The sequence below is a fragment of the Cyanobacterium sp. HL-69 genome, assembly GCA_002813895.1.
Taxonomy (GTDB): domain Bacteria; phylum Cyanobacteriota; class Cyanobacteriia; order Cyanobacteriales; family Cyanobacteriaceae; genus Cyanobacterium.
In genome coordinates this window covers 337901-357030 of the sequence record CP024912.1, presented here as the reverse complement: position 1 = coordinate 357030, position 19130 = coordinate 337901, and the positions used below count along the sequence as shown (strand labels likewise).

15 protein-coding genes and 1 other annotated feature are annotated in these 19130 nt (G+C 40.1%); of the genes, 8 read left to right on the top strand and 7 right to left on the bottom strand.

Annotated features, from left to right (window positions below):
* Window positions 1–391 precede the first annotated feature (391 nt).
* The 5 genes from AA637_RS01640 to AA637_RS01620 all read left to right on the top strand — a co-directional run bounded on the left by AA637_RS01640 (window position 392) and on the right by AA637_RS01620 (window position 6880).
* Window positions 392–1696, top strand: coding sequence for a CmpA/NrtA family ABC transporter substrate-binding protein (locus AA637_RS01640; RefSeq protein WP_446683609.1), 1305 nt, complete (start codon window positions 392–394; stop codon window positions 1694–1696).
* 104 nt (window positions 1697–1800) lie between these two features.
* Complete coding sequence (gene ntrB, locus AA637_RS01635) at window positions 1801–2640, top strand: nitrate ABC transporter permease (protein WP_069789272.1); 840 nt, start codon at window positions 1801–1803, stop codon at window positions 2638–2640.
* 153 nt (window positions 2641–2793) lie between these two features.
* The gene (locus AA637_RS01630; protein WP_446683608.1) at window positions 2794–4794 is read left to right on the top strand and encodes a nitrate ABC transporter ATP-binding protein; all 2001 of its coding nucleotides are present in this window, start codon (window positions 2794–2796) and stop codon (window positions 4792–4794) included.
* Between the two features lie 120 nt (window positions 4795–4914).
* Entirely contained in the window at window positions 4915–5910 is a 996-nt protein-coding gene (locus AA637_RS01625; RefSeq protein WP_446683607.1) for a nitrate ABC transporter ATP-binding protein, read from the top strand.
* Window positions 5911–6112: 202 nt separating this feature from the next.
* On the top strand, window positions 6113–6880 hold the full coding sequence (locus AA637_RS01620; protein ID WP_446683606.1) for an SDR family oxidoreductase: 768 nt from the start codon (window positions 6113–6115) through the stop codon (window positions 6878–6880).
* Window positions 6881–6883: 3 nt separating this feature from the next.
* On the opposite strand, the gene AA637_RS01615 is transcribed toward AA637_RS01620, so the two are convergent.
* Window positions 6884–7309: a GtrA family protein gene (locus AA637_RS01615; RefSeq protein ID WP_069789268.1), complete on the bottom strand. Its 426-nt coding sequence runs from the start codon at window positions 7307–7309 to the stop codon at window positions 6884–6886.
* Window positions 7310–7534: 225 nt separating this feature from the next.
* Between AA637_RS01615 and AA637_RS01610 the strand changes: the two genes are divergently transcribed.
* From AA637_RS01610 to rplL, 3 genes are all read left to right on the top strand, one after another.
* Complete coding sequence (locus tag AA637_RS01610; protein WP_446683605.1) at window positions 7535–11569, top strand: PAS domain-containing protein; 4035 nt, start codon at window positions 7535–7537, stop codon at window positions 11567–11569.
* A gap of 106 nt (window positions 11570–11675) precedes the next feature.
* Window positions 11676–11862, top strand: a sequence feature (ribosomal protein L10 leader region).
* 77 nt (window positions 11863–11939) lie between these two features.
* The gene (gene rplJ, locus AA637_RS01605; protein WP_446684512.1) at window positions 11940–12476 is read left to right on the top strand and encodes a 50S ribosomal protein L10; all 537 of its coding nucleotides are present in this window, start codon (window positions 11940–11942) and stop codon (window positions 12474–12476) included.
* A 60-nt stretch (window positions 12477–12536) separates the two neighbouring features.
* Window positions 12537–12917: a 50S ribosomal protein L7/L12 gene (rplL, locus tag AA637_RS01600; RefSeq protein ID WP_069789266.1), complete on the top strand. Its 381-nt coding sequence runs from the start codon at window positions 12537–12539 to the stop codon at window positions 12915–12917.
* Between the two features lie 185 nt (window positions 12918–13102).
* On the opposite strand, the gene ndhM is transcribed toward rplL, so the two are convergent.
* The 6 genes from ndhM to rimP all read right to left on the bottom strand — a co-directional run bounded on the left by ndhM (window position 13103) and on the right by rimP (window position 19128).
* Window positions 13103–13465: an NAD(P)H-quinone oxidoreductase subunit M gene (ndhM, locus tag AA637_RS01595; protein ID WP_069789265.1), complete on the bottom strand. Its 363-nt coding sequence runs from the start codon at window positions 13463–13465 to the stop codon at window positions 13103–13105.
* 92 nt (window positions 13466–13557) lie between these two features.
* A complete protein-coding gene (locus AA637_RS01590; protein ID WP_446683604.1) occupies window positions 13558–13740 on the bottom strand; it encodes a hypothetical protein in 183 nt (60 codons plus the stop codon).
* A gap of 71 nt (window positions 13741–13811) precedes the next feature.
* The gene (infB, locus tag AA637_RS01585) at window positions 13812–16862 is read right to left on the bottom strand and encodes a translation initiation factor IF-2 (protein WP_446683603.1); all 3051 of its coding nucleotides are present in this window, start codon (window positions 16860–16862) and stop codon (window positions 13812–13814) included.
* Between the two features lie 173 nt (window positions 16863–17035).
* Window positions 17036–17281, bottom strand: a complete 246-nt coding sequence (locus AA637_RS01580) for a YlxR family protein (protein ID WP_446683602.1) — start codon at window positions 17279–17281, stop codon at window positions 17036–17038.
* A gap of 113 nt (window positions 17282–17394) precedes the next feature.
* Complete coding sequence (gene nusA / locus AA637_RS01575) at window positions 17395–18615, bottom strand: transcription termination factor NusA (RefSeq protein WP_446683601.1); 1221 nt, start codon at window positions 18613–18615, stop codon at window positions 17395–17397.
* A 48-nt stretch (window positions 18616–18663) separates the two neighbouring features.
* Entirely contained in the window at window positions 18664–19128 is a 465-nt protein-coding gene (gene rimP / locus AA637_RS01570; RefSeq protein WP_446683600.1) for a ribosome maturation factor RimP, read from the bottom strand.
* Window positions 19129–19130: the final 2 nt, after the last annotated feature.

Below are 19130 nucleotides of genomic sequence, written 5' to 3'. Positions count from 1 at the left end.
ATGGGATCAACTTATCTTTGGTTAAAAAGTCCCTTATTTTCAGTTACTTATTAATAAATCCCACTACTTTTCATCGTTACAAAATAGATCCTCTTCTACAATCATCACAGATTTTATTTTATTTTCCGATTTTTATTGATCCACAAAATCGCATTCTGAATATTTCATTCTTTTTTTTACCCTATTCTTCTTTCCCACAATCCCCTACCCTTATTCACAACAGTAAATTTCAATATCAATCATAGAGAGAAGTATGCGTTTTTATCATGTCATTTTAGCATTTAATTCATATAAAACTGCGGATGGTAACAATTGATACCGAGAAATAATTGTAAAGAAAATATAAATTTAACAACGATTTAATTAATATGTCTTAACGTAGCGAAGAAAAATGAGCAGATTATCCCGTAGAAAATTCCTTGTCACCAGTGGTTTAACCGCCGTAGGAGCGGCCATATTACATGGTTGCGGTGCAGACAATGGCACAACAACCGTCGAACAAGTAGAAACCATTGACATGGGAGAAAACGCTCCCGAAACTACTTCTGCCAAGTTTGGTTTTATCGCCCTCACCGATGCTTCTCCCTTGATTATAGCCCTAGAAAAAGGGATTTTTGCCAAATATGGTATGACCGATGTGGAAGTATTAAAACAAGCCTCTTGGCCCGTTACTCGGGATAATATTGAGTTAGGTTCGGCGGGTGGTGGTATTGACGGGGCGCATATTTTAACTCCCATGCCTTACCAGATGACATTGGGAACCACCACTAATCAACCTGTGCCGATGTATATTTTGGCTCGTCTCAATACCAATGGTCAAGCAATTTCCGTTAGTAACGCTTTCCCTGATATAACCTTGGATTCTGCCGAAAGATTGCAGGAGGCGGTGGCTCAAGCTACTGCGGAAGGTAGGGACTTCACCGCAGCGATGACTTTTCCTGGGGGGACCCACGATTTATGGATGCGTTATTGGTTAGCAGCTAACGGTGTTAATCCTGACGGTGATGCTTCCGTGGTACCTGTACCCCCTCCACAAATGGTGGCAAATATGAGAACCAATACCATGGATACCTTCTGTGTAGGAGAGCCTTGGAATGCTCAGTTGGTAGGACAAGGGGAAGGATATTCTGCTCTTGTGACTGGGGAGTTATGGAACAATCATCCCGAAAAAGCTTTTGCCATGCGTAAAGATTGGGTTGACCAAAATCCCAAAGCGGCTCGTGCTTTGTTAATGGCGGTCTTAGAAGCTCAACAATGGTGCGATCGCCCCGAAAACGTCGAAGAAATGTGTCAAATAGTATCCCAAAACAAATGGTTTAGAGTACCTTATGAAGACATCGTCGAAAGATCTAAAGGTAATATTGACTTTGGTACAGGAAGAGTTGAAGAAAACTTTGAGTATGCCATGAAATTCTGGCGCGACGACGCTTCCTATCCTTTCAAAAGCCATGATTTATGGTTCTTGACCGAAAATATCCGTTGGGGTTATATTCCTGCTGATACTGACACCCAAGCCCTCGTAGATGAAGTTAATAGAGAAGATTTATGGAGAGAGGCCGCCGAGGCGATCGGCACTCCCACCGAGCAAATTCCCACCGAAACATCAAGGGGAGTAGAAACCTTCTTTGATGGTACTACCTTTGATCCCGAAAATCCTCAAGCCTACTTAGATAGTCTCGAATTCAAAGCAATTTAAAAAAAAGGTTTTAGGTGTTAGGTATTTATGGGAGTAATAAGACATTTATGAAAGTCAAACTCCCCTGTTATTAATTATCAATTATCAATTATTAATTAAATATCATGGTTGCTCAAACAGGTTCACTCAAAAAAAATAATCCGATCAATTCTGTCTTAAAAGCTGTTTTCAAATCTCCTCAAAAAATTATTGCCCCTATTGTCGCTTTATTTATTCTGTTAGTTATCTGGCAAATCCTAGCATCCCCCGAAGATATGGCGTTACCCACTCCCATCGAAGTAATCCAAGACACTTGGGATCCCTATATCATTGATCCCTTCTTTGATAATGGCGGGGTTGACAAAGGATTATTTTGGCAAATTCTTGCTAGTTTAAGGAGAGTAGCCATTGGTTTTTCCCTCGCCACCGTTGTGGGTATTGCCTTGGGAATTTTAATTGGTAGTAACAAATTATTTTACTCCGCCCTTGACCCCATATTTCAGGTACTAAGAACCATCCCCCCCCTTGCATGGTTACCCATTTCCCTCGCCGCCATGCGTCAGGCTGATCCTAGTGCTATTTTTGTAATTTTTATCACTGCAATTTGGCCCATCATTATCAATACCACCGTAGGAGTGCAACAAATCCCCCAAGATTATCGTAATGTTTCTAGGGTGTTGCATCTTTCTAAAATCACATTCTTTTTCAATATTCTTATTCCTTCTACCCTGCCCTATATTTTTACTGGTTTAAAAATCGGCATCGGCTTATCTTGGTTAGCAATTATTGCCGCAGAAATGTTGGTAGGTGGTGTGGGTATCGGTTTCTTTATCTGGGATGCGTACAATAGCGGTTTTATGTCAGAAATCATTATCGCCCTCATCTATGTGGGAATCATTGGTTTACTTCTCGATCGCCTCGTGAGCTTTATTGCTTCCTTAGTGGTTGCCGAAGAACAAAAATAGAATTTAGGGAATGGGGAACAGGGAACGGGGAATAGTTAAATGATAATTAATCAATCAATCAATCAACGGCTCTCTGTTTTAAATTTCTCCACTGCATATAAAAGTTTTTATTATCAATTCTCAATTATCCATTATCCATTATCCATTATCACCATGTCTTCATTTATAGAAATTGATCAACTAGACAAAGTATTCCCCCTCCCCGATGGCGGTCAATATATCGCCCTCAAGAATATTGATTTAAAAATCAAAAAAGGGGAATTTATCTCTCTCATCGGACACTCTGGGTGCGGTAAATCCACCCTTTTAAATATGGTATCAGGGTTAGACTTGCCTAGTAATGGCGGAGTAATCCTTGAGGGAAGACAGATTCAAGGACCAGGACCCGATCGCATGGTAGTCTTTCAAAACTATTCCCTCCTGCCATGGTTGAGCGTAAGGCAAAATATCGCCTTGGCAGTTAATGAAGTGATGAAAGATTTATCCCCCGCGGAGAAAAAAGCCGTAGTCAATCAAGCTATTACCATGGTGGGTTTACGCCATGCCGCCAACAAAAAACCTGGTCAACTATCGGGGGGTATGAAACAGCGCGTTGCGATCGCCCGTGCCTTAGCCATCAAACCCAAAGTATTACTACTAGACGAACCTTTTGGAGCATTAGATGCCCTCACCAGAGGAAACTTACAAGAAAGGTTAATGGAAATCGTCGAGCAGAACCACGTTACTACCATCATGGTGACTCACGATGTGGATGAAGCCCTATTATTATCAGATCGGGTAGTGATGCTCACCACAGGTCCAGAGGCCCATATCGGGCAGATTTTAGAAGTACCGATCCCCCGACCACGGCACCGCTTAGAAGTGGTAAATCACCCCAGTTACTACGCCCTGCGTAACGACATGGTCTACTTCCTCAACCAACAAAAACGATCCAACAAAACCAAAACTGTGGTGGGTCCTCTTACCATTGCTGCCAATGGCTTAGAAAAAATCAACCTCAATTTGGGCTTTATGCCCCTCACCGATTCCGCACCCCTCATCATTGCCAAGGAAAAAGGTTTCTTTGAGGAGGAAGGATTAAGCCAAGTTACCCTCAGCCGTGAGAAAAGTTGGAAAACTGTTTGCTCTGGGGTAGCCGAAAACCGTTTGGATGCCGCTTCTATGTTGGCAGGAATGCCCCTAAGTATGACCCTTGGGGCAAGGAATAAAACTCCTGTTTCCGTGGTGACAGCCATGGTACTAAGTCGTAATGGTAACTCCATCACCCTGAGTAAAAAATTCGCTCAACAAGGAGTTAAAACCCTCGAAGACTTACAAAGGGCGATCGCCTCTACCCCCGACGCAGTTCATACCTTCGGCATGGTTCACCCCTCCTCCATGCACAACCTCATGTTGCGTTACTGGTTAGCCTCTGGAGGTATTGATCCCGACCAAGATGTAGCCCTTTCCGTTATCCCCCCCGCTCAGATGGTCTCAAACCTGAAGGCAGGAAATATTGATGGTTATTGTGTAGGAGAACCATGGAACACCCATTCTGTCTTAGATGATCAAGGCTACGTCATCGCTACCGATTTAGACATCTGGGCAGGACACCCCGAAAAAGTATTAGGGGTAAAAGAAGAATGGGCAAATAAATATCCCCTCACCCACATCGCCCTGATCAAAGCCCTCATCAGAGCCTGTGAATATTGTGATGATCGCCGGAACCGTCAAGAAATTTTAGAAATTCTGGCAAAACCCGAATACTTAGGAGTATCCCCAGAATACCTCAAACCAGGTTTTACAGAGCCCTATCGCCGTAACCTAGAAGACGAACCAGAAAATCTCTTCCGTTACAATCAATTTTTTGTCGATCAAGCCAATTACCCCTCCCGCTCAGAGGGATTATGGGTACTAACCCAGTTGGCAAGATGGGGTTATATATCCTTCCCTCGCAACTGGATTGAGGTACTAGAAAGGGTGCGCCGTCCCGATCTTTTAGGGGAGGCTTTACGTCAGTTAAATTTACCTGATTCTGCCCCCAGTCGTCAGAATATAACCTTCTTTGATGGTATGGTATTCAATCCTGATGATCCCCTCGGCTATCTTGAAAGACTCAGTATTAAACGAGATTTTCGAGTCTCGGAGGTACTTTTGGATCAACCAGTAGGATAGTTTTTCAATGATGATCTTTCTTAATAAGGCAAAAGAACTAACAATGGACAATTAATTTTTTTCTTTCCTTATTTTGAATAAATAAAAATTTCTATCACAAACAAATTAGGCATAAGGACAATGCAAACCGTGGCAAATTCTCAAGTTAAATTATCAAAAGAAGATCAGGCTTTTTTAAATATCAGTGGCGTTTCTAAGGTATATCCCACCGAAAAAGGTGAATATGTAGTTTTAGATGGAGTAGATCTTCAGGTTAAAAAAGGTGAATTTATCTGTTTAATCGGTCATTCTGGCTGTGGCAAATCAACCCTTTTAAATATGGTGGCGGGTTTCCATGGCCCTTCTAGCGGCACTGTAACTCTCCATGATAAAGCCATCACCGAACCAGGACCAGACCGCATGATGGTGTTTCAAAACTATTCTTTGCTACCCTGGAAGACTGCTTATGAAAATGTTTATCTGGCCGTGAATACGGTATATGGGCATAAGTCAGATTTAGAGAAAAAAGAAATTGTTAATCATCACCTAGAAATGGTGGGTTTAACGGAGGCTGCCCACAAAAAACCAGGACAAATTTCGGGGGGGATGAAACAAAGAGTGGCGATCGCCCGTGCCTTAGCCATCAAACCAGAAGTATTAATTTTAGATGAACCTTTTGGAGCGTTAGATGCTATCACCAAGGAGGAGTTACAGGAAGAATTATTAAAAATTTGGGCTGATAATGGTTTGACGGTGTTAATGATTACCCATGATATTGATGAAGCCTTATTTTTAGCCGATCGCATCGTCATGATGACCAATGGTCCTAGTGCTAAAGTTGGAGAAATTATGGAACTTCCTTTTGATCGCCCTCGCATTCGGGATCGTGTCACCGAAGATCCTCGTTATTATGAATTACGCAACGAAGCCATCGACTTTTTGTATAATCGTTATGCTCATTCTGAAGATCCCAGCGATGCGGAAGAGATTGAGATGGAAGAAGAGTCGAGTAATAAAGGTAAAATATTTGGGGCGATCGCAGGGGTTATTTTAGCTAGTATTGTGGGAGTAACCATGTGGCAATCCTTTTCTAATCGTCCAGCTGCCACTCCAAACAGTGTAGAGTCCATTAATTAGGTTTTGATGAATAGGTGATGGGGCAAATTTTTCAGAACCCATTACCAACTATTGGGCTGAAAACTATCCCCATGGAGGATGTCCACGGTTTTTCCATAGAAAGTTTGAGCCATGACGATCTCACTTAAAATCTACTAACTAATCTTCTGAAGTACAATAAAAATTTGGAAGTAAAAATTAATTTTAGTTAAACATCTATTTAATGCTTAAAATTTTAGTAACTGGGGCAACGGGTAGAACAGGCTCATTAGTAGTCAAAAAATTGCAAACCCAAAGTAATGATTTTCAAGTAATAGGTTTCGGGCGATCGCAAGAAAAAGCACAACAAATTTTTGGCACCACAAAAGATTTTTTAATCGGAGATATATTGAGCGAAAACGACCTAGAAAAAGCCATGGAAGGATGTCAAACCTTAATTATTCTTACCAGTGCTACCCCCCAAATGAAAGACATTCCCCAAGAAGGAAAACGACCAGAATTTGAATTTCCTGACCATGGGACACCCGAAATAGTTGACTGGCAAGGACAAAAAAATCAAATCGACATTGCCAAAGAAGTAGGCATCAAACATATAATTTTAGTCGGTTCAATGGGTGGAACAAATCCGAACCATCCCCTCAATAGCCTAGGAAACGGCAACATCTTATTATGGAAACGTAAAGCAGAAGAATATTTGATTGACTCAGGCATCGACTACACCATTATTCGAGCAGGAGGCTTATTAGACAAACCCGACGGACGCAGAGAATTATTAGTTGGGAAAGACGATAATTTCTTAAACTCCCCTCCCGATGGTGTACCCACTTCTATTCCTCGGGGTGATGTGGCAAACACTGTTATCGCGGCGCTCACTGCACCTAATGCCCGTAATAAAGCCTTTGATTTGATTTCGAAGCCAGAAGATTTTCCCCATAGTGAAATAACCAAAGATTGGGATAAATTATTTTATCAAACAACTTCCTCGCTTTAGAGTCTATGACCGAGATTTTTTTTTCTTTTTCTTATTAAAACTCCAACTGTGGTGAAAGAAGTAGTTAAAAGGGGTTAATATCGCTGTACAAAAAATATTGGCCAATAAATAGCCGACTTTTGCTATATCTACCAAAAAAAATACCCCTAGTATATTAATAAAGTGACTGGAAGCCATTACGCTGTAAAATTTCCATAACTCTCGCCAAAATAATTTTTTTCTAGTTCTAAAAGTTAACTTTTTATTTAAATAAAAACTAACAAAATTTACTAAAAAAATTGCAATCATAGTTGAAATTAAGTAGTTTATTTTTAATATAGAAGTTAAACTGTATAGTATTCCTAGATGTAATAAACCACATAGTCCCCCAATAGCTAAAAAGTTAGTGATTTTTGTTTGATTTAAACTTTTTTTTATTTTTTGTATCATTGCAAATGAGTTTTAGATAGGGGCCACTGCCATCTTTTCTTTTCTTATTTTATCTCTAACCTAATTTGTAATCTCGGATACCGACTAATCTTTGTTTTCAGAATACTTAGGGATGATTGATAAAACAACTGTATTAATATTTATTGATTTTTTAATTAATAATTTATATTTCCCATTTTCTAACTATACAATGGGAAAAAAATACTTTGCAACGTAAGCCCTAAAATGCGATCGCCCCGTAACCCTTCACAAAGGAAAAAAAAAGGTAAACTAATCCGCCTACAGTGGATTATTATTATCCCCTTTGTATGTCAAATTTTTGGAGTAGTAAGCATCATTGGATACGTTTCACACCGTAGCGGACAAAGAAGCATCAATAACCTAAGTAATCAATTGATGACCAAAACCTCTGACAAAGTAACCAATACCCTAGACGAATACTTTCAACAAGCCCAAGAAATAAATCAGCTAAACCAAAGATTAATAACATCAGGCTTTCTTGAGCCGAACAACCTTGAACAACTAGGTACATACTTTTGGCAACAACAACAAACCTACGACTTTAACTACTTTAGTTACGGTAATGGCAACGGAGAATTTGTAGGGGCAGGGCATGGCAAAATAGACAACGAAATTAGTATCATTCGTTCACCAGAAATCAATACCATTTATCGATACCAAGCCGACAATCAAGGCAACCTCACCGACGAATATTTAGAAGAATATATCCCAAATATCAACTCCGAACCATGGTTTACAGAAGCCGAAGTGCAAAAAAGAGCAGTGTGGACTCATCCTTATCATTGGACAGAAATGCCCTCTGATTTATACATCAGTGCCAGTACCCCCATATTGGAAGATAATCAAGTTGTGGGAGTAGTATCTGTAGACATTAGCCTATCAAAAATCAGTGACATACTTCAACAAATTAGAGTCGGTAACGCAGGTAAAATAGTTATTCTCAATGAATCAGGTTCTTTGGTAGCTAGTTCCCATGGACAACCACCATTTCGCCTTAATGAACAAGGAGTGGCCCAAAGAATTACCCCCTCAGACATAGGAGATACCACGGTTGATTCTGCCCTAAAATTAATAGATCAATCCCAAGGAGCAGGATATAACCTCACTGAATTAACAGAGGATCTTTTTCTTTATGATTCAGAGGTTTTTGTTAAAATAACTCCTTATCAAGATAACTATGGTTTAAATTTTGCAATTCTTACCATTGTTCCTACCCAAGACTTTACCGCTGAACTTCAACGCAACCTTGAGAATACCTTCGTCATCTCTTTTTTAACCTTTATCAGTGCTGCTTTTATTAGTATTTTTACCACAAAAAAAATTAGTCAACCCCTATCACGACTATTAAAAGCTAATGAAAATTTTGCCCGAGGAAATATTGTTAAATACCCTCAAAAAAACTATACCAACATTGCTGAAATAGAAAAATTATCTAGGTCTTTTTTCTCCATGGCGAGTCAGATTCAGCAAACCATGAATCAAAATGAAAGTCGTTATCGGCAATTAGTAGAGCAACAAACGGATTTTGTAATTAGATCGCACCTTATCAATAAAAATACCAACCCGGACTGTACCATTATCTTTGGTAATAACTCATTTTCCGAAACCCTCAACCTCTCGCCCCAAGAAACCGTTGGTAAAAAATGGTCAGAGGTAGTCTTCCCCGAAGACATGGATAAAATTATGGCATTGGTACTGAAAATGTCTCCCGAAAATCCAGAATTTTATGTTGAAAATAGAAATGTGATTAGTAGCGGCGATATTATTTGGACACAATGGCTTAACCAAGGATTTTTTGATGAGTCAGGAGAATTGATCGAAATTCACTCCTCTGGCAGAAATATTACCCAACTCAAAGAAATAGAAATAGCCCTGCGACAGAGCGAAGAAAAATTTTATCAATTAGCCCTCTCTTGTCCTGGTATTATTTATGTCTATGTACAACCTGTCAATGGTAATCCATACTTTGAATATGCTAGTCAGGCAGTACAAGATATTTTGGAATTATCCCCTGATGACCTTTTGAAGGATGTGGAAAACTTTGCTAGAGTAATTCATCCTGATGATATTCAAGGATTTGAAGCAATTACATTGGAGTCCATGAGAACCATGAAAGCCATGGTGTTTGAGTTTAGATTTATTACCCCTAGTGGTAAATTGAAATGGTTACAAGCCCACGATCGCCCCGAAAAAAGGAAAAATGGTGATATAGCTTGGACAGGAGTAATGATAGATATTACCAAGCAAGTTGACTCTCAACATCGCCTTGAAAAAATAGCCGACAATATCCCCGGTATGATTTATCAATATACCCTCAAACCTGATGGCACTTCCCATTGCCCTTATATGAGTTCGGGTATTACTGATTTATCTGGTTTACAACCCCTTGATGTGTACGACAGCGCCGATGCACTTTTTGAACGAATCCATCCCGATGATACTAATAAATTATTTGATTCTATTTTAGAATCTGCTGCCACCATGAATCCTTGGATTTGTGAGTATAGACTTTGTCCTCAAGATGATAAGGTCATTTGGGTATTGGGTAATGCGACTCCCCAAAAAGAGTTGGATGGTAGCACCACATGGTATGGATATATACACGATATAAGCGATCGCAAAGAAGCCGAAGAAGCCCTCCGAGAAAGTGAACAACAATATCATCAAATCCTCGACTCCACCTCCGATATAATTTTAGTTAAAAACCCCCTTGGGGAATTGATCTGGGGAAATAAAGCTTTCCGAGATTTTTATAATATGGATTTGAAGGAGTTAAAAGGCATTATCGATGCCCCTCACAATAATCCTGCATATACTGCACAATATATAAAAGATAATCAGACTGTCATCAACACAAAAAAATCTTTGATCATTGAAGAAAAATCCATACGTCATGATGGGGTAGAGCGATCTTTTTCTACTATTAAATCTCCCATTTTCGATGACCAAGGTAACGTTATGATGATAGTCGGGGTATCAAGGGATATTACCGAAGCTCAACAAATCGCTTTTGCCCTTGCTCAAGCCAAGGAGGATGCGGAAGCTGCCGCCCTTGCCAAAAGTAGTTTTTTAGCTAATATGAGCCATGAAATTAGAACCCCCATGAATGGTGTCATTGGGGTGGCTCAACTTCTCGCTCTTTCTTCCCTTTCCCCTGAACAAAAAGACTTGGTAGATACCATCGAAGAAAGTGGCAAGGTACTATTGACTATTATTAATGACATTCTTGATTTTTCTAAAATTGAATCTGGTAAGTTAGATTTAGAACAAGAACCTTTGTCTTTCAGGGAGTTGGTGAAATCTATCACGCTTCTTTTTTCTAAACAGATTACCGAGAAAAACATTGATTTTCAGTATCACATTGATGATGCTATTGCCTCAGATTTTGTGGGGGATAGTTCTCGTATTCGTCAGGTTTTTCTTAATTTAATCAGTAATGCTTTTAAGTTTACTTCTGAAGGTTTTATTAAAATTAATATTCAGCTTGATAGTGATTTTTTGGGGGATAATTCTCAACAAGGGTTAATTGTCTCTATCCAAGATACTGGTATTGGTATTAAGGGCGATCGCATTTTACAATTATTTACCCCCTTTACCCAAGCCGACACATCCATCAGCCGTAGATATGGCGGTACAGGGCTAGGATTAGCCATTTCTAAAAGTCTCATTAACCTCATGGGAGGCACAATATGGGTACAAAGTCAGGGCAACATCGGCGGAAATCCCCCAGAAAATTGGAGTCCATCCCCAGATATTAACCACGGCTCAATCTTTTATTTCACCATTAATCTTCCTATTTATCAGCAACCTGATTCATCGTCTCCACCTAGCTCTAGTCTATTGCCTATAAACCTTACAAAAGATAAATCCGAGCTTAAAATTCTCCTCGCTGAAGATGATCGAGTTAATCAAAAAGTCGCCCTACTCATGCTCAAAAAATTGGGTTATCAAGCAGATGTGGCTCTCAATGGGTTAGAGGTTTTACAAAAGGTTGCTCAAAAGGATTATGACGTTATTTTGATGGATTTACAAATGCCTCATATGGGCGGTATTGAAGCCACCGAAGAAATTAGAAAGGGCGATCGCCCCCAGCCCTATATTATTGCCCTTACTGCCAATGCTCTCCCCGAAGACCAAAACCAGTGTTTATCCGTTGGGATGAACGATTTTCTTACCAAACCCCTTCAACTAGAGCAACTTCAAAGAGCGATCGTCACAATATTGATAAATAGGGTTTAATGAAAACAGCCAAAAAATATTATTACGGTAAATCAAAATCTTTTCACAAGCTATTGACTTAAAATATAATCTTCGTTAACATAGTATGTTGGAAAGTCAAAATATTATATTAATTTGGCCAAAGCCGAAGACAGCAGGAGCAAAAATGCTTAAAATCCCTGCCTAGGTTGATGCAGATACTTATAAAAGGTGAAATTCAATACCAAGAATTAAACCAACTATATTAAAAATTATCTCAAAAATCATCAACCAAAAACCCGGCTAGAAATAGTAAGGGTTTTTTATTTTAAGTTGGTGTGTGACAATTCTAGGGTTAAAACTCAACCATTGTCAAAGCCACAAAAATTAGACACCTCAGGAGGTGAGAACAATATCTAAATCCCTTGAAAGCAAAAAGAAAGAGGTAGCCGATATTAAAGGCTTGCTCGCTGAATCCCAACTAGCATTAGTCATCGATTATCAAGGGCTTAGTGTAGCTGACATTAGCGATTTGCGTAATCGCCTAAGAGAACAAGGCGGAAGCTGTAAAGTGACCAAAAACACTTTAATGAGCAAAGCCATCGAAGGAGACGCAACTTGGGAACCCATGAACGAATTTCTCAGTGGTTCTTCCGCTTTTATTCTAGCTGACGCAGAAAACCTCGGCGGTACTGTAAAAGCCTACCAAGCATTCCTCAAAGATCGCAAAAAAAGCGAATGTCGTGGCGGAGTGATGGAAGGCAAAGCCCTTACCAAAGAGCAAGTAAAAGCCCTCGCTGACTTACCCACCAAAGAAGAACTCATCGGTCAAATTGCTGGTTCTATCAATGCTATTACTGCGAAAATCGCTCGTAGCATTAACGAAGTACCTAGTTCCTTGGCTCGTGCGGTGGATGCTGTTAAATCACAACAAGAAGAAGCGGCCTAGGTTTTACCCTTGTGACTGTATTTTTTCTAATTAAACAAAAATAGGAGATTGAATTTAATCATGTCTGATAAAGTAGCAAATATTGTTGAAGAATTAAAAACCCTAAGTCTTTTAGAGGCTTCTGAGTTAGTTAAACAAATCGAAGAAGTATTTGGTGTAAGTGCCGCTGCTCCTGTCGGTGGAATGATGATGGCTGCTCCCGCTGCCGCCGCTGAAGAAGCTGAAGAAAAAACCGAATTTGATGTGGTTCTCGAAAGTTTCGGTGATGCTAAAATGGCTGTTCTTAAAGTCGTTCGTGGTATCACTGGTTTAGGCTTAAAAGAAAGCAAAGAGTTAGTAGAATCTGCTCCTAAAGCTATCAAAGAAGCTACTAGCAAAGAAGATGCTGAAGCTATCAAGAAACAGTTGGAAGAAGCTGGTGCTAAAGCATCTATCAAATAATTTATGTTAACGCCCTTGGGCGTTAGGCAAGGGGTAACAAGCCCCTTGTTTTATCTCAGAAGGAGGCAAACAGTCTGCCTTCTTTTTTTATGCAAAAAATTTATGAATAAGTTCTTTAGTGGAAGAGTTATTAGAACTAGATACCATAATATTTTCTTACTCATTACCCCATAGCTAATACCTAACTAAGATAATTGATACTTTCCATCGGCTTCGGGAGCATCCACACGGGGTAAACCCATACTATAATTAAGAACCCTTGCATCGAGGTTATAACTAATCTCCCCTTTGGTCAACAAGTCACGGATTAAATGTTCTAAATCAGAGCCAATACGACGAAGGTTATAGTCCGTCAAATCTTCTCCGCTATAACTTTCTACTAAGTCATCAAACTTGCGATATACTTTTTGTAAAGTCACTTCATCCCAGTTAAATTCATTATCTGGATCAACATCTAAGGTTAAAACCTTCTCTGAAGGTACTAGCTCATTATTTTTTACCTCTGCTGAGTAAATTCTAATGTGTCTGGTGGTTGCTTTAATTATCATAGGGTTAAATTATTAACAGTTATTTAGTCTTAATTTTAATGGATTCTTTTCATTATCCATTGTCAATTGTCCATCGTTAATTGTCAATTCAATCAAGATCGCTTTTTTTTCGCCTTCCAAGTACCCCCATAACGATACTGGGGATTATTTTGTGATACTTTTTGCCAACAGTTTAGACAAACTTGATACCACTTACCACTGCTATCCCATTGAATACGATAACGAATTTCTACGATGTGATTACATTTCTGACACGGCTTTCCTTTTAAAGACATGGATAAAATTAAGAAAATTTAAAAACAAAAAAAGGGCAGACAATCTGCCCCTTAAAATTATGTCAATTTAATTATTGAGAAAGAGTACGACGTTTGAAAACCATTTCATAAGCCTCAATGATGTCTTTTTCTTTCCAGTTACCAAATTTATTGATACTAATACCGCATTCAAATCCCGATGCCACTTCTTTAACATCATCTTTCACACGGCGTAAGGAGTCGAGATTACCGTTATAAACAATCTCTCCATTACGTAATACTCTGATAAAGCGATTACGAACTACCTTACCAGATAGAACATAACAACCTGCCACAGCGCCTTTACCCACAGGGAAGACAGCACGGACTTCCGCTTTTCCTAGGGCTTCTTCTACCTCTTCAGGATCTAGTAAACCTTCCATGGCACCCTCAATTTCATCTAATAATTTATAGATTACGTTGTATTCTCGAATGTCCACCCCTTCTTGTTCAGCGGCTTGACGGGCGTTAGGAGCGAGGGTGGTATTAAAACCAACAACTACGGCACCACTGGCCGCGGCTAAATCGACATCTGTTTCAGTAATTTCCCCAGCGCTAGAAAGGAGTACACGGATTTGAACTTCTTTTTGAGGTAGTTGTTTCAGTGAACCGAGAATTGCCTCGATGGAGCCTTGTACGTCGGCTTTGAGGATAATGTTCAATTCTTTGAGTTCCCCTTGTTGTGCTTGAGCAGAAAGGGTGCTGAGGGTTACCCGACGAGAGGATAAAGCCTGTTGTAAACGGCTGGTTCTATCTTCTTCGGCACGACCTTCTGCGATCGCCCTTGCTTCTTTTTCACTAGGATAAACATCAAACTCATCCCCTGCTTGAGGAACTTCATTTAAACCGAGTACCTCCACCGCAAAAGAAGGACTGGCCGCTTCTACTTTATCTCCACGGTCATCGATCATGGCACGGATTTTACCAGCCACAGAACCAGCTACAAACACATCTCCAACCCTTAGGGTACCATTTTGAACCAATAGGGTAGCTACAGGGCCTCTGGCTCTGTCTAAATGGGCTTCAATCACTGTACCTTTGGCGGGGCGATCGGGGTTAGCGGATAAATCTTCCACTTCTGATACCAAGACAATCATCTCTAGTAAAGTATCGAGATTTTGACCATTTAAAGCACTCACAGGCACCATTACCGTATCACCGCCCCAATCCTCAGGAACTAACTCTAATTCGCTCAATTCCTGCTTGACTCGGTCAGCATTAGCCTCTGGCTTATCAATCTTATTAATAGCCACTACAATGGGAACCTTCGCCGCTTTAGCGTGACTAATAGCTTCTCTGGTTTGAGGACGAACCCCATCATCAGCCGCTACCACAAGGATAGCAATGTCAGTAACTTTTGCTCCCCTTGCCCTCATGGCGGTGAAGGCTTCGTGACCAGGAGTATCTAAAAATACAATTTGCTGGGTAGTTCCTTCATGTTCCACATCTACATGGTAAGCACCAATGTGCTGGGTAATACCTCCAGCTTCCCCTTGTACTACCTTGGTATTACGGATTGAATCAAGGAGAGTAGTTTTACCATGGTCAACGTGACCCATGATTGTCACCACAGGGGGACGAGTAATCAATTTATCTAAATCAGTCTCGGCCAACATTTCAGTCTTGGTAGCACTGGCTTTTTCTTCTTCCGTAATTACCGTTACGCCCAACTCCTCAGCCACCATTTTGGCAATTTCGAGGTCAAGGGTTTCGGTGATATTAACCGCAATACCCTTAAAGAAGAGCATTTTAATAATTTCAGTATCTGGGGTATTAAGATTATCAGCTAACTGTCGCAGGGTTAGACTTTCTTTGAGGACGATTTCTTCGGGAACTTGTTTTTCTTGTTTTACTTTTTTATTATTATTGTCGTTAGACTTGCTCGAAGAACTGTTGTCCGAGCGATCTAGCTTGGGTTTCTGACGACGGGGGGACTTGATGCGATCGGCTGGTTTAGGAGATTTACTGGCAGGTTTATCCGGACGAGCCAATGCCAAATTGAGAGGATTTTCCCCTTCATTATCATCATCAAGGTAGTCGATTAAATCTTCATCTTCATCTTCAAGGACAAAAGAACGACGTTTCTTAGCCGCTTTTTTATTTTCTTTTCCACTATCATCTTCATCTTCCCACACCGCAGGAGAGTCTTTAACCAAAGGTTTTTTGACTTTTTGTTTGGTGCGTTTTGGTTTTTCTAGTAATACTGGTTCATTATCAAAATCATCCTCATTATTGGAGGTGTTATCAATATCCTCGTCCAAATCAGGTTCTTGCTCTACCGCCGCAGGACGTTCGGGGGGTTTTTGTAATTTGGGTTTAGGGGGGGATTTCAGACCCAGAGTTTTCCTCTCACCATCATCTTTGGTTGCAACGGGGGGAGTTACTTTTTTCTCTTGAGTATCTAAATCAGGAGATTGATCTTGTTTTGTTTTTCCTCCCCGTGAAGGTTTACCCTTAATTTTTGGTTTTGGTTTTCTATCCCCTTCGATGGAATCCATTAATTTTGCCACGGAGCGAGGTTTACCCGATGAGGATTTTTCCTCTTGATCCGAGCTAGATTTAGGGGGTGCTGGGGGGCTTTTTAGTTCTGGTCTGGGGGCATTTTTTTCTTCCCCATTATTTCTATTGCCGTTGGGGGAAGATGGTCTTGGGGGAGGATTTCTGAGGGATGTTGATTTCTCTTGTTTTTCCCCTGATTCTGATTTTCCTTGATCTGCTGAAGGGCGCTGAGGACGAGGAGGAGTTAAAAGAGTAGGAGCATCCTGAGTATCATTTTGGCTTTCTTGAGGTTGTCCAGGGTTTTGCTCTTCGCTACGATTTTTTTTGTACAAGGCAACAATTTCTAATTTCGGTTTATGGGATTTGGATTCAGGCACTTGATTTTTATTTTTTTGATGGTCGTGGTTTTTCCCTTTCTTATGGTTTGACGATGTCATACGATAATTTTTTGCTGCTTCTTTGATACTCTGTGCTTGAGATTCAGATATGGTACTACTATGAGTTTTTACATCTATCGATAATTGAGAACATATTTCTAATACGTCTTTATTTTCTAATGCTAGTTCTTTTGATAAGTCGTATATTCTTATTTTTCCGTTTTTCATCCAAAAATTGCCCTAAGTCTAATATATTATAATTTATTTTATGTTGGTTTATTCTTTATTTTAATTGAGATTTGTTTTCTTCGTTGTTTCCATGGTTTTTAGGTGACAAAAATATATGTTACATTTTCTTAATATTTATCTACTGAGTGAGTGTATTTGTTTGTTTTTTTACCCTAACATCTACTTTTTAATTGGTCATATATTTCTGGATCCACGGAAGTACGTAAGGTTCTCCCTAGACGTTTTTTTTTCTGGGCAATGGTAATACACTCTAGGGTGGGACAAACATAAGCGGATCTACCCATGCCCTCATTAATGGTTATTTGATGGTGGGGAAAATTTCTCACCACTTGAGAGAAATAATTTTTTGGGGCTAGTAATCCACAGCTTACACAACGACGATAGTTTTTTGGGGGCATTTTTCCTCTTAAAATTACAATCCTAGGGGAAAACTAATATTTTCCCCATCAGGGCAGTTACATGGGCTTTTTTATAGATTATAAAACTGCTATGGTGTCAGTATTTTTAAGTGTTATTCTTCTTCAGAGGATTTTACTATTTCTGGCTCAGATTCAGGTTCAATTTCTGATTCTGGATCTATTTGTTCTTGTTGCATTTTTTTGTAGTCACTCTTTGATTTGATGTCGATGCGCCATCCTGTTAGTCGGGCAGCAAGGCGGACGTTTTGCCCATCTTTACCGATGGCGAGACTAAGTTGGTTGTCTGGCACCACTACCATGGCTTGACGTTCTTCTGGATCTAGCAATTCCACTAGGTCAATTTGGGATGGGCTAAGGGCATTGGCAATGTAGATAGCAGGGTCAGGGGACCAGCGGATTACGTCGATTTTTTCTCCTTTTAGTTCGTTGACTACGGCTTGAATACGAGAACCCCTTGCTCCGATACAGGAACCCACGGGATCTACGTCTTTATCAAGGCTGTCAACAGCTATTTTTGTTCTGGCGGTCACATATCGGCTCATGGGATTGGCTTCACGGGCGATCGCCACTATTCTGACAATTTCCTCTTCAATTTCAGGCACTTCATTGGCAAATAAATATACTACCAATCCAGCATCCGCACGGGATACCATCAGTTGAGGCCCTCTTTGGGAACCCTCACGCACCTGCTTAAGATAAACCTTAAAAGTAGCATTAGCCCGATAATTATCACTATTCACCTGCTGAGAGCGAGGCAACTCCGCCTCCACCTCTGGTCTGCCATGGGCGCTTTGAATGGTCATAATAACTGACTGACGCTCAAACCTTTGCACCTTCGCCTGAAGTACTGTACCCTCCAAGTCATTAAACTCCGATTGAATCATCAACCTTTGTTGATCTCGCAATTTTTGTTGTAAAACTTGCTTCGTTTGAATAGCCGCCATGCGTCCAAAATCCTTCTGTTCGGGAGTAACATCCACCACCATTTCATCCCCCACTCTCGCCTCCTGATTAACCTCCATCACCTCAGCGAGGGGAATTTGATGATCTGGATTTTCCACATTTTCTACCACGGTTTTAAGAGCCAAAACTCTAAATCCCTCATCATCAATATCTAACTCCACTCGGAAATTAGCAAAATAATCTTCCCCAAAACTGTGTTCAGGATTGGTATTCTTGGCACGACGAAAACGTTCATAACCCTTAAATAAGGCTTCTCTTAGCGCTTCTTGTACAGCCCCTTGAGAGAGGTTATGATTTTCACTGATTTCTTCGATTAAAAAACTTAGGCCGGGTAATTGAACAATACTCATAAATATTAATTAATAATTGATCTGAAATTTTTATAGGGAATTTTAAATCTATTCGGTAGCACTCTCCAATGTCACCTGTTGAACCAATTCTCGAGGAATTTTCACAATGCGTCCCTTACAATTAAGAGAAATAAAATCCTCATCCCTACTATGAAGAGTTCCCTGAAATTGAGTTTTTTTCTTGTGGGAAGTATGAGTTTCTACCATCACAGGAAAACCTTGAAAACTAATAAACTCCCGATCAGTGGTTAACACATCTGCAATACCGGGGCTAGAGACTTCCAGAGCATAGGCTTCGGCAATAATATCTTTTGCTTCTAATACTTCTTCTAACAAACGGCTCATTTTTTCACAGTCATCGAGGCTGGTGTCTCCGTCTTTACTACGAATATCTATCCTCAACAAAGAAGGGTTTTTGTTCGTTTGAAAAGCAATATCAGCTATCTCAACATTGAGCTTTTCGGCAATGGGATTGGCTAACTCTGTGATTTGTGGTATCAAAGGATGGGTCATAA

What these genes read in the sequence shown, in the direction of transcription:
- AA637_RS01640 (WP_446683609.1), top strand. Translation starts at nt 392, where the DNA reads ATGAGCAGATTATCCCGTAGAAAATTCCTTGTCACCAGTGGTTTAACC.
- ntrB (WP_069789272.1), top strand. Translation starts at nt 1,801, where the DNA reads ATGGTTGCTCAAACAGGTTCACTCAAAAAAAATAATCCGATCAATTCT.
- AA637_RS01630 (WP_446683608.1), top strand. Translation starts at nt 2,794, where the DNA reads ATGTCTTCATTTATAGAAATTGATCAACTAGACAAAGTATTCCCCCTC.
- AA637_RS01625 (WP_446683607.1), top strand. Translation starts at nt 4,915, where the DNA reads ATGCAAACCGTGGCAAATTCTCAAGTTAAATTATCAAAAGAAGATCAG.
- AA637_RS01620 (WP_446683606.1), top strand. Translation starts at nt 6,113, where the DNA reads ATGCTTAAAATTTTAGTAACTGGGGCAACGGGTAGAACAGGCTCATTA.
- AA637_RS01615 (WP_069789268.1), bottom strand. Translation starts at nt 7,309, where the DNA reads ATGATACAAAAAATAAAAAAAAGTTTAAATCAAACAAAAATCACTAAC.
- AA637_RS01610 (WP_446683605.1), top strand. Translation starts at nt 7,535, where the DNA reads ATGCGATCGCCCCGTAACCCTTCACAAAGGAAAAAAAAAGGTAAACTA.
- rplL (WP_069789266.1), top strand. Translation starts at nt 12,537, where the DNA reads ATGTCTGATAAAGTAGCAAATATTGTTGAAGAATTAAAAACCCTAAGT.
- ndhM (WP_069789265.1), bottom strand. Translation starts at nt 13,465, where the DNA reads ATGATAATTAAAGCAACCACCAGACACATTAGAATTTACTCAGCAGAG.
- AA637_RS01590 (WP_446683604.1), bottom strand. Translation starts at nt 13,740, where the DNA reads ATGTCTTTAAAAGGAAAGCCGTGTCAGAAATGTAATCACATCGTAGAA.
- infB (WP_446683603.1), bottom strand. Translation starts at nt 16,862, where the DNA reads ATGAAAAACGGAAAAATAAGAATATACGACTTATCAAAAGAACTAGCA.
- AA637_RS01580 (WP_446683602.1), bottom strand. Translation starts at nt 17,281, where the DNA reads ATGCCCCCAAAAAACTATCGTCGTTGTGTAAGCTGTGGATTACTAGCC.
- nusA (WP_446683601.1), bottom strand. Translation starts at nt 18,615, where the DNA reads ATGAGTATTGTTCAATTACCCGGCCTAAGTTTTTTAATCGAAGAAATC.
- rimP (WP_446683600.1), bottom strand. Translation starts at nt 19,128, where the DNA reads ATGACCCATCCTTTGATACCACAAATCACAGAGTTAGCCAATCCCATT.